The sequence below is a fragment of the Flavivirga aquatica genome, assembly GCF_001747085.1.
Lineage (GTDB): Bacteria > Bacteroidota > Bacteroidia > Flavobacteriales > Flavobacteriaceae > Algibacter_C > Algibacter_C aquatica.
Map to the genome: position 1 here is coordinate 543,141 of NZ_MDJD01000034.1, position 14,528 is coordinate 557,668.

General features: G+C 29.8%; 13 protein-coding genes. All 13 read left to right on the forward strand.

Going from position 1 to position 14,528, the window contains the following annotated elements; genetic code table 11:
• Window positions 1-99: 99 nt before the first annotated feature.
• The 13 genes from A8C32_RS08490 to A8C32_RS08550 all read left to right on the forward strand — a co-directional run bounded on the left by A8C32_RS08490 (window position 100) and on the right by A8C32_RS08550 (window position 14,523).
• Complete coding sequence (locus A8C32_RS08490; RefSeq protein WP_069829997.1) at window positions 100-3,081, forward strand: M16 family metallopeptidase; 2,982 nt, start codon at window positions 100-102, stop codon at window positions 3,079-3,081.
• 149 nt (window positions 3,082-3,230) lie between these two features.
• On the forward strand, window positions 3,231-3,815 hold the full coding sequence (locus A8C32_RS08495) for a DUF4082 domain-containing protein (RefSeq protein ID WP_069829998.1): 585 nt from the start codon (window positions 3,231-3,233) through the stop codon (window positions 3,813-3,815).
• Between the two features lie 123 nt (window positions 3,816-3,938).
• Window positions 3,939-4,685 (forward strand): 3-oxoacyl-[acyl-carrier-protein] reductase, encoded by a 747-nt coding sequence (gene fabG / locus A8C32_RS08500; RefSeq protein ID WP_069829999.1) that lies wholly within the window; start codon window positions 3,939-3,941, stop codon window positions 4,683-4,685.
• Between the two features lie 58 nt (window positions 4,686-4,743).
• The gene (locus A8C32_RS08505; protein WP_069830000.1) at window positions 4,744-6,777 is read left to right on the forward strand and encodes a hypothetical protein; all 2,034 of its coding nucleotides are present in this window, start codon (window positions 4,744-4,746) and stop codon (window positions 6,775-6,777) included.
• 11 nt (window positions 6,778-6,788) lie between these two features.
• Entirely contained in the window at window positions 6,789-7,607 is an 819-nt protein-coding gene (locus A8C32_RS08510; RefSeq protein ID WP_069830001.1) for a prohibitin family protein, read from the forward strand.
• A 322-nt stretch (window positions 7,608-7,929) separates the two neighbouring features.
• A complete protein-coding gene (hisG, locus tag A8C32_RS08515) occupies window positions 7,930-8,787 on the forward strand; it encodes an ATP phosphoribosyltransferase (RefSeq protein ID WP_069830002.1) in 858 nt (285 codons plus the stop codon).
• Between the two features lie 15 nt (window positions 8,788-8,802).
• Window positions 8,803-10,089 (forward strand): histidinol dehydrogenase, encoded by a 1,287-nt coding sequence (gene hisD, locus A8C32_RS08520; protein ID WP_069830003.1) that lies wholly within the window; start codon window positions 8,803-8,805, stop codon window positions 10,087-10,089.
• Window positions 10,086-11,138: a histidinol-phosphate transaminase gene (gene hisC / locus A8C32_RS08525; protein WP_093455615.1), complete on the forward strand. Its 1,053-nt coding sequence runs from the start codon at window positions 10,086-10,088 to the stop codon at window positions 11,136-11,138. Before hisD ends, hisC begins: the two co-directional genes overlap by 4 nt.
• Window positions 11,139-11,140: 2 nt before the next feature.
• A complete protein-coding gene (gene hisB / locus A8C32_RS08530) occupies window positions 11,141-12,277 on the forward strand; it encodes a bifunctional histidinol-phosphatase/imidazoleglycerol-phosphate dehydratase HisB (RefSeq protein ID WP_069830005.1) in 1,137 nt (378 codons plus the stop codon).
• 67 nt (window positions 12,278-12,344) lie between these two features.
• Complete coding sequence (gene hisH, locus A8C32_RS08535) at window positions 12,345-12,926, forward strand: imidazole glycerol phosphate synthase subunit HisH (protein WP_069830006.1); 582 nt, start codon at window positions 12,345-12,347, stop codon at window positions 12,924-12,926.
• Between the two features lie 2 nt (window positions 12,927-12,928).
• Window positions 12,929-13,255 carry a cupin domain-containing protein gene (locus A8C32_RS08540; protein WP_069830007.1) on the forward strand — a complete coding sequence of 109 codons (327 nt, stop codon included), beginning with the start codon at window positions 12,929-12,931 and terminating at the stop codon, window positions 13,253-13,255.
• Window positions 13,256-13,266: 11 nt separating this feature from the next.
• Window positions 13,267-13,995: a 1-(5-phosphoribosyl)-5-[(5-phosphoribosylamino)methylideneamino]imidazole-4-carboxamide isomerase gene (gene hisA / locus A8C32_RS08545; RefSeq protein WP_069830008.1), complete on the forward strand. Its 729-nt coding sequence runs from the start codon at window positions 13,267-13,269 to the stop codon at window positions 13,993-13,995.
• Between the two features lie 18 nt (window positions 13,996-14,013).
• Window positions 14,014-14,523, forward strand: a complete 510-nt coding sequence (locus A8C32_RS08550; RefSeq protein ID WP_069830009.1) for a DinB family protein — start codon at window positions 14,014-14,016, stop codon at window positions 14,521-14,523.
• Window positions 14,524-14,528 lie beyond the last annotated feature (5 nt).

Sequence of the window (14,528 nt, forward strand, 5' to 3'; positions counted from 1 at the left end):
TTACCAGTTAAAGACTGTTAAAATATATATAACAAATAAACATTATAAGTTCGTTGGCTTTAAATTAGCTAGCGAACTTTTTTTTATAAAAAAATAAAAATGAAACATCTAAAATTATTTGTAACACTTATGCTTGTGGCATTCGTTTACAATTGCAAAAAAAATAGTGACACTAAAACTGATGCTCCTGTTACTTACAAAACAGAAAGTGAAACAGATGCTAATGGTTTTAAATATGAAACTGTGACTAACGACCCAACAGGGCTACGTTTGTATACATTAAATAATGGCTTAAAAGTTTATTTAAGCAAAAATACAGACGAACCAAAAATACAAACATTTATAGCTGTAAGAGCAGGATCTAACTACGACCCTAAAGAATCTACAGGTTTAGCTCACTATTTGGAACATATGGTATTTAAAGGTACAGACAAAATAGGATCTATAAATTGGGCAAAAGAGAAGGTGTACTTAGATCAAATTTCTGATTTATATGAACAACATAGAGCAGAACAAGATCCAGATAAAAAAATAGCACTTTATAGAAAAATAGATGAAGTATCTCTTGAAGCTTCTAAATATTCTGTAGCTAATGAATATGATAAAATGACAAGTTCTTTAGGTGCTACAGGCACCAATGCTCATACTTGGTTTGAAGAAACAGTATACAAAAATAAAATACCAGCTAACGAACTAAGTAAATGGTTAGCTTTAGAAGAAGAGCGTTTTAGTAAGTTAGTATTGCGTTTATTTCACACAGAATTAGAAGCTGTATTTGAAGAGTTTAATAGAGGACAAGATAATGATAGAAGAAAAAGTTATGCTGCAATGCTAGAAGGCTTATTTCCTAATCATCCTTATGGACAACAAAAAACAATAGGTAAAGCAGAGCATTTAAAAAATCCATCTTTAGTAGATATAAATAATTATTTCGATAAATATTATGTGCCAAACAATATGGCTATGGTATTGGTTGGAGATTTTAACTTTGAAGCAACAATAAAAGAAGTTAATGCTACTTTTGGAAAGTTAAAACAAAAAGAAGTAACACATCCTATATTACCTAAAGAAGATCCAATAACATCTGTTATTACAAAAGAAGTATTTGGCCCTACTGCAGAAGGAATTTCATTAGCTTATCGCTCTAAAGGTGTTAATACTAAAGAACAAAAATTGGTAACTCTTTGTGATATGGTTTTAGCAAATGGAAATGCAGGGTTAATCGATTTAAATCTTAATCAACAACAAGTCGTACAAAATGCAGGGTCTTCGGCTATGTTTTTAAATGACTATGGTTTACATAGCTTTTATGGATCCCCAAAAGAAGGACAAAGCTTAGATGAAGTAAAACAATTATTATTGCAACAAATAGAATTGCTTAAAAAAGGGCGATTTGATGATTGGATGATTGAAGCTGTAGTTAATGATCTTAAAAAAACACAATTACAACAATATGAGAATAGCACATCTTTAGCTTCAGCTTATTATAATGCTTTTATACACCATGAGAAATGGATAGATAAAATAAAATTCTTAGAAGATTTAAAAGCAATTTCAAAAAAAGAATTAGTAGATTTTGCTAATAAATTTTATCAGAACAATTATGTCGTTACATATAAACGTAAGGGAGAAGATAAAAATATAGTTAAAGTATCTAATCCTGGAATTACACCTGTAAACCTTAATAGAGGTAAGGCTTCAGAGTACATGACAAATTTCAATAAAATAGAATCAAAACCATTAAAACCTGTATATGTTGATTATGCTTCTGCTATAAAAGAAACAAAAACAAACAATGGACTAAATGTATCTTATATTGAAAATAATACTAATGATTTATTTAATTTAAATATCATTTTCGACATGGGAAGTGATAATAATAAAAAATTAGGAATTGCAGTTAATTATTTAGCATACTTAGGGACAGATAAATATTCAGCAGAAGACTTAAAAAAGGAGTTTTATAAATTAGGTATAAATTATTCTGTTAATGCAGGAGCTGAGCAAACACTTGTTGGTTTAAGTGGACTTAAAGAAAATTTACCAGAGGGACTAAAATTATTAGAACACTTATGGGAGAATGCAGTACCGGACCAAGAATCCTATAGTAAATATGTAGAATCAATAGCGAAAGGAAGACAAAATAATAAGACAAGTAAAGAAAATATCTTGAAAAATGGATTATTGAGTTTTGCGAAATATGGTGAAAACTCAAGGCTACGTAATGTATTATCTATAAAAGAGTTAAATAACATTAACCCTCAAGAATTAGTAGATCTAACTAAAAAAATTAAAAACTATAAACATCGTTTGTTTTACTATGGAAAAGATGTGAATTCGGCAGTAGCAGCAATTAATAATTTCCATAAATTGCCTAAAAATTTAAATGAATATCCAGAAGCAGTAACTTATATTGAAAAGGAAACTGGAGGGAATGTATATTTTGTTGATTACGATATGGTACAATCTGAAATGATGTTTTTAGCAAAAGGAGAACCTTTTAAAGTAGAAAACATGGCTGCTTCAACATTATTCAACACTTATTTTGGTAGTGGATTATCTTCTATTGTATTTCAAGAAATAAGAGAATCGAAATCTTTAGCTTATTCTGCATGGTCAAATTACTCAACAGCTCTCAAAAGTGACAATGCTAACTATGTCATGGCTTATATAGGAACTCAAGCTAATAAAATGCCTCAAGCCATTAATGCTATGATGAAATTAATGAGTGATATGCCAGAAGCAATAGATCAATTTGAAGCTGCGAAAGAAGCTACACTCAAAAAAATAGCAGCACAACGTATTACCAAATCTAATATCTTTTGGAATTATGAAAGGTTAAAAAAATTAGGTATAAATAACGATAACAGAGAAGCAATGTACAATGCCATTAAGAATATGGAAATTGAAGATCTTCGCCAATTTTTTAATAAAAACATTAAAGGAGAGAACTATAATGTGATGGTAATAGGTAATAAAAAAGATATTAGTTTTAAAGCATTACAGAAATTAGGAAAAATTCAAGAAATGGATATTGATTATTTATTTAACTACGAAAAATCAGGGAAAGTAAAATTGTAATTTAATAAAACATCTATTTTAATAAAACCGTTGACTTACATGCTAAGTCAACGGTTTTATTATACTTTTTTATTATATACTAGAAAATTAAGGGTACCAAAAACTGAGTTGAATTGATATACTAGCATAAAACAGAAAAACTAGAAATCATGAAAATGCAAAAATTAATTCTGGGACTAATATTTTTAGGGATACTATTTATTAGTTGCTCTAAAAACGATGATGAAATCTCTATTATAGAAGAAGAAGAGTTAGCACCTCAATACCCAATGAAATCAGTAATAGAGAGTGGGCACATGCAAGTAAATTATCAAAAAGTAGATGGGGCAAGTACATTTGAGATTGGTTATAAATTTAAATCATTTAAAAATGGAAAAATAACAGCATTAGGCATTCGTGTTCCAAATAATGATGTATATAGAGTAACTCTGTGGAACGTAGAAACAGAAACTATTTTAACAACAGCAAATATCACTTCCAGTTCTGGACTTTTATCTTTTAAAGATATAGAGCCTATAAATATTAACTCCGGAATAACATATTTTGTTTCAGTTAATACTAACGATTATTATCAATTTACAAATTCTGGAAATGATTTGTTTCCTGTTGAATCCGAGGATATTATAATTCTGGCTTATGGTTCTAATTTTGGGACTAGCCAAACATTACCAGTCATGTTTTCGAAAGTATCCTATCTTGGTGTTGTAGATGTTAAATTTATACCTTCTAATTAATACTTAAAATCACTTAAAAAAATGATAAACCTTGTAAAATATTACAAGTTTTTTTATTTGATGAGTTAGGATTTCCTATATTTGAATCTAATAAATTAAAGAAATTAATAACTAATATTACAAATGAAATTACTAGAAGGAAAAACAGCCATAATTACTGGTGCTAGCAGAGGGATTGGTAAAGGAATTGCTCAAGTTTTTGCGCAACAAGGTGCTAATGTAGCGTTTACTTATAGTTCTTCTGTAGAAGCAGCAAATAATTTAGAAAAAGAATTGATTGCTTTAGGTGTAAAAGCTAAAGGATATCAAAGTAATGCGGCTAGTTTTGATGACGCTCAAAAATTGGCAGGTGAAGTGGTAGCAGAATTTGGAAGTATTGATGTTTTAGTTAATAACGCCGGAATTACAAAAGATAATTTATTGATGCGTATTAGTGAAGAAGATTTTGATACCGTTATAGAAGTAAACTTAAAGTCTGTTTTTAATATGACTAAAGCTGTACAAAGAACCATGCTTAAACAACGTAAAGGTTCTATTATCAATATGAGCTCTGTTGTTGGAGTTAAAGGTAATGCAGGGCAAACAAATTATGCTGCTTCAAAAGCAGGTATCATAGGTTTTTCAAAATCGGTAGCTTTAGAGCTAGGGTCAAGAAATATAAGAAGTAACGTAGTTGCTCCTGGTTTTATTGAAACCGAAATGACAGCAAAACTAGATGAAGAAGTTGTTAAAGGTTGGAGAGCAGGAATTCCTTTAAAACGTGGAGGAACACCAGAAGATATTGCAAATGTTTGCGTATTTTTGGGTAGTGATATGAGTGCTTATGTTACAGGACAAACACTTAATGTAGATGGTGGAATGTTAACATAAAAAGTATAAAAAACAATACACGTTTTTTTGAATTTTAAAGTTAATCAATATCAAATAATTGACAACAGAAATTTTATTATACATCATATTAGCTGGAATAACAGCCCTTTTTTTAGCTGTTTTTCAGTATAAAAACAAAAAGAAAAGCATGTCTAAATTAAACATGCTTTTCGCTTTTTTAAGATTTATTAGTGTGTTTTCAATATTACTACTACTAATTAATCCTAGTTTTGAACAAATTAAACTATTTACAGAAAAACCAAACTTGGTTATTCTAACAGATAATTCTAGCTCTATAAAACACCTTAAACAAGATCAACAAGCATTAAGTTTAATTAAAAACATTACAAGTAATAAAAAGTTAAACGATAAATTTAATTTAGAGTTTTACACCTTTGCAGAAACCTTAAAAGCTTCCGATTCCGTTTTTTTTAACGAAAAACAAACCAATATTTCAAACGCATTTAATAAACTTACCCAAGTTAATAAAGAAAGAACCTCTCCAACATTATTAATTACAGATGGTAACCAAACCTATGGTAGCGATTATCAATTTGTATCCAGTTTTTATAAGCAGCCTATTTATCCAATAATATTGGGAGATACCATAACTTATACAGATTTAAAAATCCAACAATTAAACGTAAATAAATATGCTTATCTAAAAAACAGATTTCCTGTTGAAGCTATTCTGGTATACAATGGTCATAATACTGTTAACTCTCGGTTTGTGGTAACCAAAGGAAATACTACTGTTTATTCAGAAACCATAAACTTCTCAAAAACTAACAATTCTAAAGTTATTAATTTTACGTTACCAACAAATAATGTAGGTGTTAGTAATTATAAAGCCACACTAGTTCCTTTAAAAAGTGAAAAAAATAGTATTAATAACACTAAAAATTTTGCTATAGAAGTTATTAATCAGAAAACAAAAATAGCCATAGTTAGTGATTTTTCACATCCAGATTTAGGAGCTCTAAAGAAAAGTATAGAGAGTAATGAACAACGCTCTGTCTTATTTTTAAATACAAAAGAAATAATTAATCAAGTAAATGATTTTCAATTAGTTATATTATATCAGCCAAATTATAAATTTAAGTCTATTTATAATTTGTTAGATGCACAAAATAAAAATCGTTTTACAGTTACAGGTACTAAAACAGATTTAAATTTCTTAAATAGAATAGCTCAACCTTATTCACATGTTGTAACGAATCAAAGAGAAGAATATCAAGCAGAGTTAAACATTAACTATTCTCCTTTCATAATTGATGATTTAAATTTCGAATCTTTTCCTCCCTTAAATTCAAACTATGGAGAATTAACATTCTCTATTCCTTTTGAAACTATTTTAAGAAAAACAGTAAGAGGTGTTTCAACAAAAGATCCTTTATTAGCAACTTTTGAAATTAATAATAGGAGAGAAGCTCTTTTATTAGGAGAAAACATTTGGCGATGGAGGGCTCAAAGTTATATTAATAATAAATCCTTTAATCAATTTGATGATTTTATAGGTAAACTTATTCAATATCTTGCTTCAAACAAGAAAAAAAACAGGCTAAATGTAGAGTACGAATCATTCTATGATGGCAATAGTAATATTGTAATTAAGGCAGAGTTTTTTGATAAGAACTATGTTTTTGATACTCGGGAATCACTTAATATTACTGTAATAAATAATGAAACAAAGGAGAAAAAGATATTTCCACTGATACTTAAAAGCAACAAATATCAAGTCGACTTAAGTAATTTACCTGCATCTAAATATAATTTTACAATAAAAACAACCAATGAAAACATATCAAAATCTGGTAGTTTTCAAATTTTAGAATACAATGTAGAGCAACAATTTTTGAATGCTAATGTAACAAAGTTAGAGCAATTGGCTATTAACAGTAAAGGTATAAGTTATTTTATTGATGATACTCATGATTTGGTAAATAATTTATTAAATGATAATAGATATGTCCCTATTCAAAAAAGTATTAAAAATACCATACCTTTGATAGAATGGAAATTCCTACTTGCTATAATAGCTTTAAGCTTAGCAATTGAATGGTTTCTAAGAAAATATAATGGATTAATCTAAACTAACATATAATGGACAAATTACCAAAAATTGGATTACCAATCATAATAGCAATAGTTATTATAGTTGTACTTTTAGCTAAATCATCAGTAAATATAGGCTATGGAGAAGCTGGTGTTTTATTTAAAACCTTTGGAGGAGGAGTAGTAACAGATGAGCCAGCATTAGGAGAAGGCTTTCAAATTATTGCCCCTTGGAACAAAGTATATATTTATAACACGAAGCAACAGGAAGTTTTTGAAAAGAAAATGCAAGTGCTTTCTTCAAACGGTCTTGAAATATCATTAGATGTATCTGTACTTTATCAGCCACAATTAGCAAATTTAGGATTATTACACCAAACTAAAGGTGAAAACTACCTAGACATTGTTATTGTACCAGAAATACGTGCCGTTGCGCGTAGCGTTGTTGGAAGGTATACTCCAGAACAATTATACTCTACAAAACGTGATGCTATTCAAAATGAAATTTATGAGGAAACAAAACGAAAAGTTGAACCTCAATACATTCAATTAAACTCTGTTTTGGTACGTGATGTTACTCTTCCACCTACTATCAAACAAGCTATTGAACGTAAATTAAAACAAGAGCAAGAATCTTTAGAATACGAATTTAGATTAGTTACAGCAGCAAAAGAAGCTCAAAAAGTAATTATTGAAGCTCAAGGTAAAGCAGATGCAAATAAAATATTAAGCGCATCCCTTACAGATAAAATTCTTCAAGATAAAGGTATTGAAGCTACTGTCAAACTATCTGAATCAGCAAATAGTAAGGTTATTGTTATTGGATCTGGAGATAGCGGAATGCCTATTATTTTAGGAAATCAATAAAGATCAGCTTAAATAATTCAGTATTTTACTTGATATATTTAAATTTTGACAACTATTTATTATAAAAAATATATAATATCAAATTTTTATAATAAATATGTTTATTATTTGGAAGTATAAATATAAAATACTGATATTTGCATAAATAAAACAAGACATGACTTTTATTCAATCACATCATCATCATTTTCAAATTTGCAATCAAGCGAACTGAGGATGTATTGAATAAAATCAACATATTTTTTAAACCCGTTTGAGACAATCAAGCGGGTTTTTTAATTTAAATTCAATTAGATTGTTTCAAAGTCATAAAAACAACAAAATGAGTAAATTAAGAATTGCAGTACAGAAATCGGGACGTTTAAACGAAGACTCGATGAGAATTTTAAAAGACATTGGTATTTCTATCGATAATGGGAAAGACCAACTAAAAGCTTCAGCAAAAAATTTCCCAGTAGAGGTTTTTTATTTAAGAAATGGAGATATTCCTCAATATTTAAAAGATGGAGTTGTAGATGCCGCTATAATTGGAGAAAATGTTTTAATAGAAAAAGGCAGAGACATTAATATTGTTGAAAAATTAGGGTTTTCTACATGCAAAGTATGTATTGCTGTTCCTAAAGCAGATAATTACTCAAATATAAAAGACTTAGAAGGTAAACGTATTGCAACATCATACCCAAATACAGTTCAAGGCTTTTTAGATGAAAACGGAGTTAAAGCAAACCTTCACATCATTAATGGATCTGTAGAAATTGCACCGAATATTGGATTAGCAGATGCTATTGTAGATATCGTTTCTAGTGGAAGTACCTTATTTAAAAACAACTTAAAAGAGGTAGAAACTATTTTAAAATCTGAAGCTGTATTAGCAGTTTCTCCTGTTTTAAATGAAGAGAAACAAGCTATTTTAGATAAGATTCAATTTAGAATTCAATCCGTTTTAAAAGGACGTCAATCTAAATATATTCTATTAAATGCACCTAACGATAGGGTTCAAGATATTATTAATGTGTTACCAGGTATGAAAAGTCCAACCGTATTACCATTAGCACAAGAAGGATGGAGTTCTATACACTCAGTAATTAGTAAAAACGAATTTTGGGACGTTATCGATGCTTTAAAAGATAATGGAGCACAAGGTATTTTAGTATGTCCAATTGAAAAAATGGTGCTTTAATTAAAGAGGTTCAAAATGCAAATAATAAACAATCCAGAAAAGAATGAATGGAGCACTATTTTAGAGCGTCCAACTCAAACTGTTAACGATATTGAAGCCATTGTTACCGAAGTTTTTAAAGATGTTAAAACAAATGGTGATGCAACTATCAAAAAATATACAGCTAAATTTGATGGGGTAGCACTAGAATCTAATATCGTAACTAAAGAAGAGCTTGAAAATGCAAATCTTTTAGTTTCTGAAGACCTTCAAAATGCTATAAAAGCAGCTAAAAATAACATAGAAGCTTTTCATGCCATACAAAAAACGGCTAAAGTAGAAATAGAAACAACTAGTGGTGTAAAATGTTGGCAAGAAAAAAGACCTATTCAAAAAGTAGGTTTATACATTCCTGGAGGAACAGCTCCTTTGTTTTCAACAGTATTAATGTTAGCCATACCAGCGAATATAGCAGGATGTAAAGAGATTGTTTTATGCACGCCACCAAATAAAGAAGGTAAAATAGCTGCAGAAATCATGTATGCTGCAAATTTATGTGGTGTTACAAAAATTATAAAAGTAGGAGGTATTCAAGCAATTGCAGGTTTAACTTTTGGTACAGAAACCATTCCGCAAGTTTATAAAATTTTTGGTCCAGGAAATCAATTTGTAACAGTGGCAAAACAACTGTCTACAAAATATGGTGTTGCTATCGATATGCCAGCCGGTCCAAGTGAGTTATTAGTTGTTGCAGACGAGACTGCTAATGCTAGTTTTATAGCATCAGATTTATTGAGTCAAGCTGAACACGGCACAGACAGTCAAGTTATTTTAGTATCAACCTCTAAGCCCCTATTAAGTTCTGTTTCAAATGAAATAGAAACACAAATAGCTGTGCTTCCGCGTAAAGCGATTGCAGAAAAAGCCATAGCTAATTCTAAGTTAATATATGTTGAAAATGATGATTTAGCTTTAGATATGATTAATGAATATGGCCCAGAACATTTTATTGTTTGTACTAAAAATGAAGAATTCTATGTAGATGGTATTCTTAATGCAGGCTCAGTATTTATAGGTAATTATACACCAGAAAGTGCTGGAGATTATGCATCGGGAACAAACCATACCTTACCAACAAATGGTTTTACAAAAGCCTATTCTGGCGTGAATTTAGATAGTTTTTTAAAGAATATGACTTTTCAAAAAATATCTAAAGCAGGTCTCCTAAACATAGGAGAAACTATTGAACTCATGGCAGAGGCAGAAGGCTTACAAGCACACAAAAATGCCGTATCAATTAGATTAAAAGAATTAAAATCATGAATATTCAAGATTTAATAAGACCAACGATAAAAGCTTTAAAACCTTATTCGTCTGCACGCGATGAATTTCAAGGCGTTACAGATGATATGGTTTTTTTGGATGCCAATGAAAATCCTTTTGAAAACGGTGTAAATCGTTATCCAGATCCGCAACAGAATAAAGTAAAAGTATTATTATCAAAAATTAAAAGTGTTCCAACAAAGAATATTCTTTTAGGTAATGGAAGTGATGAAGTTTTAGATTTAATTTTTAGAGCTTTTTGCGAACCCAATAAAGATAATGTAATAACACTTCCGCCAACCTATGGCATGTACGAAGTATTAGCAAACATAAACGCTATAAATATTATTAAAGTTGAGTTATCTAGTAGTTTTGAACCGCAAGTAAACAAAATATTAGAAGCTGTAAATAGTGATAGTAAAATTTTATTTTTATGCTCGCCTAATAATCCGTCAGGAAATAGTTTTAAAGTAGAATCAATAGAAACACTTTTAAATAAATTTAAAGGTTTAGTCGTTATTGATGAAGCTTATATCGATTTTTCAAACGAAAAAAGCTGGCTTGAAAGACTAAGCGAGTTTCCTAATTTAATAGTTACTCAAACCTTATCTAAAGCCTATGGAATGGCAGGAATTAGACTTGGTGTTTGCTATGCTTCCGAAGAAATTATTTCGATATTTAACGCTATAAAACCACCTTATAATGTTAACGAATTAACACAACAACATGCTATAAAGCGTCTAGAGAAGGAAGATGAAGTAACTAATGAAATTAATAAAATTAAAGTACAACGAAAATTGTTAATTTCAGAATTAGAAAAGATTGATTTTATTTCTAAAATCTATCCAACAGATGCCAATTTTGTACTTGTTAAAGTTGATGATGCTAATAAGCGTTACGACGAATTAATTCAAAAAGGGATAGTAATAAGAAATAGAACAACACAACCTTTATGTGAAAACACGTTGCGTTTAACTGTTGGGACTAAAAAAGAGAATGAGATATTAATTAAGGCATTAACAGATCTTTCAGGTCTTACAAAACAATAAAGATGAAGAAAGTATTATTCATAGATAGAGACGGCACATTAGTATTAGAGCCACCAGTAGACTATCAATTAGACAGTTTAGAGAAATTAGAATTTTACCCAAAAGTATTTCAATACATGGCTAAAATAGCTAATGAGCTAGATTATGAATTAGTTATGGTTACCAATCAAGATGGTTTAGGAACAGATTCTTTTCCTGAAGATACCTTTTGGCCAGCACAAAATAAAGTTATAGATGCCTTTGCTAAAGAAGGCGTTACCTTTACTGCAATACATATAGATAAAACATTTCCTCATGAAAATGCAGAAACACGTAAACCAAGAACAGGTTTATTAACGCAATACTTTTCTGAAGATTACGATTTAGCAAATTCTTTTGTATTAGGAGATAGAATTACCGATATGGAATTAGCTAAAAACTTAGGAGCTAAAGGTATTTATTTATCTGAAAATCCAGAATTAGGAGCAGACGAGATCGAAACATCGAAACAAGATATTTTAGACTGTATTGCTTTAACAAGTACAGACTGGTCTAAAATATATGAGTTTTTAAAATTAGAAGATCGTGTAGAAGAAATTACACGTAACACTAACGAAACACAGATATACATAAAATTAAACCTAGACGGGTCTGGTAAAAATGATATAAATACTGGTTTATCCTTTTTTGATCATATGTTAGATCAAATTGGTAGACACGGTGCTATGGATTTAACCATTAAAGTAGATGGCGATTTAGAAGTAGATGAACATCATACCATTGAAGATACCATGATTGCCCTAGGTGAACTATTCAATAAAGCCTTAGGAAACAAATTAGGCATAGAACGTTATGGCTTTTGTTTACCTATGGATGATTGTTTAGCGCAAGTAGCCGTAGATTTTGGAGGAAGAAACTGGCTAGAATGGGATGCAGAGTTTAAACGTGAAAAAATAGGAGATATGCCTACAGAAATGTTTTTTCATTTATTTAAATCGTTTACAGATGGAGCCAAATGTAATTTAAATGTTAAAGCGGAAGGTCAAAACGAACATCATAAAATAGAAGGTATTTTTAAAGCCTTTGCTAAAGCAATGAAAATGGCTGTAAAAAGAGATGCCAATAAAATGTTTTTGCCATCAACAAAAGGTATGTTGTAAATAGCTTTAAGTTCTTTATGCTTAGTTTATAACTAAATGCTCCAGAACAGAAGCAAAAAGTTTAAAAATGAAATTAGTTATAATAAATTACGGAGCAGGAAATATTAAAAGCATTCAGTTTGCTTTTAAACGTTTAGGTGTTGATGCTATATTATCAAATGATCCAGATGAAATTGTTGCTGCAGATAAAATTATATTTCCAGGAGTTGGAGAAGCCAGTAGTGCCATGAAAATGCTGCGAGAAAGTGGTTTAGATGTATTAATACCAACATTAAAACAACCCGTTTTAGGAATCTGTTTAGGTATGCAATTACTTTGTAAATCTACAGAAGAAGGAAACACTAAGGGAATTGGTATTTTCCAAACCGATGTGAAACGTTTTTCTAATGATGTTAAAGTTCCGCAAATGGGATGGAATGTTATTAAAGATTTAAAGTCCGATTTATTTAAAGGTATCAAAGAAAACGAATACATGTATTTAGTACATAGCTATTATGCAGAACACTGTAATGAAACTATAGCTAAAACAGATTATGGAATTAATTATGCATCAGCATTACAGCATAATAATTTTTATGGTGTTCAATTTCACCCAGAAAAAAGTAGTACGGCAGGTGCTAAAATATTACAGAATTTTTTAAAATTGTAATTATGGAAAAACTAGATAGCATTGATTTAACTAAGAATATTACTGAAAAATGGAAAAACTTCCCAATAAGTAATATTAATGATCATGTTGTTCGATTAAGTGTTTTAGAACAAGATTTTCATTGGCATAAACACACCAAAAGTGACGAATTATTTTATGTGATTGAAGGCGAATTATTTGTAGACTTTGAAGATAAGACAGAAATACTGAAGGAAAAACAAATGATTAAAGTTCCTAAAAATGTTATACATAGAACACGTTCTAATGTAAGAACAACAATATTGTGTTTTGAAACAAAAGATAATGACGTCTCTGGAGAGATTGATTAAAGAAATAAAAAATGAGAATAATACCAGCAATAGATATTATAGACGGCAAATGTGTTCGTCTTTCAAAAGGCAATTATAATACAAAAAAAATCTATAACGAGCATCCTTTAGAAATTGCTAAACAATACGAAGCGCATGGTATAGAGCACCTGCATTTAGTAGATTTAGACGGTGCAAAGGCAAGTCATATAGTAAACCATAAAGTATTAGAAGAAATAGCTACAAAAACAAACTTAAAAATTGATTTTGGTGGTGGTTTAAAAACAGATGAAGATTTACGTATAGCTTTCGAGTCTGGAGCAGGTCAAATAACTGGAGGAAGTATTGCCGTAAAAAAACCTGAAGTATTCAAAAACTGGTTATCTAAATTTGGAGCAGATAAAATTATTTTAGGAGCCGATGCTAATAACGAAAAAATAGCCATTAGCGGCTGGTTAGAAGAATCTGACGAAGAGTTAATTCCATTTGTAAAAAATTATATCACAGAAGGTGTTTCTTATGTAATATGTACAGATATAGCTAAAGACGGCATGCTAGAAGGGCCTTCTTTTGATTTATACGAAAAAATGTTAGAAGCACTTCCTGACGTTAAATTAATAGCCAGTGGCGGTATTTCTAAATTTGATGAATTACCAAAATTAGCAGAATTAGGTTGCGAAGGTACTATTATAGGAAAAGCAATTTACGAAAACAGAATTAGCCTAAAACAGTTAGAAGGTTATATAGTATCCAGTAATTAAAAATATCTATAGAAAAAGATGAGCGAAGACATACTTAAAGAATTCAAAGAACAAATCGTCTATAGATTAGATGAAAGTACACGAATGATTTCTATAAGTTTTGATAAGCTATCTGAAGAAGATATCTGGAAACGTATTAATGACTCTTCAAACAGTATAGGTAATTTAATTATTCACCTTTGCGGAAACATGACACAATATGTTATCGCTTCCTTAGGAAATAAAGATGATAACCGAGATAGAGACGAAGAATTCGCAATGCAAAGTGGATTTAATAAAAAGCAATTATTAGAAAAACTGCAGATTACAGTAAAAGAAGTTAAAACAATAATCTTAAATCTTTCTGAAATAGAATACTTAAAGCAAAGAGACGTTCAAGGCTTTAATTTTTCTGGAATAGGTATCGCAATTCATATTACAGAACATTACTCGTACCATACTGGGCAAATTGCGTTTTGGACAAAACAAATAAACAATAAAGACTTAGGTTTTTATGACGGAATGGATTTAAATATTAAAAACAAATAAAAATA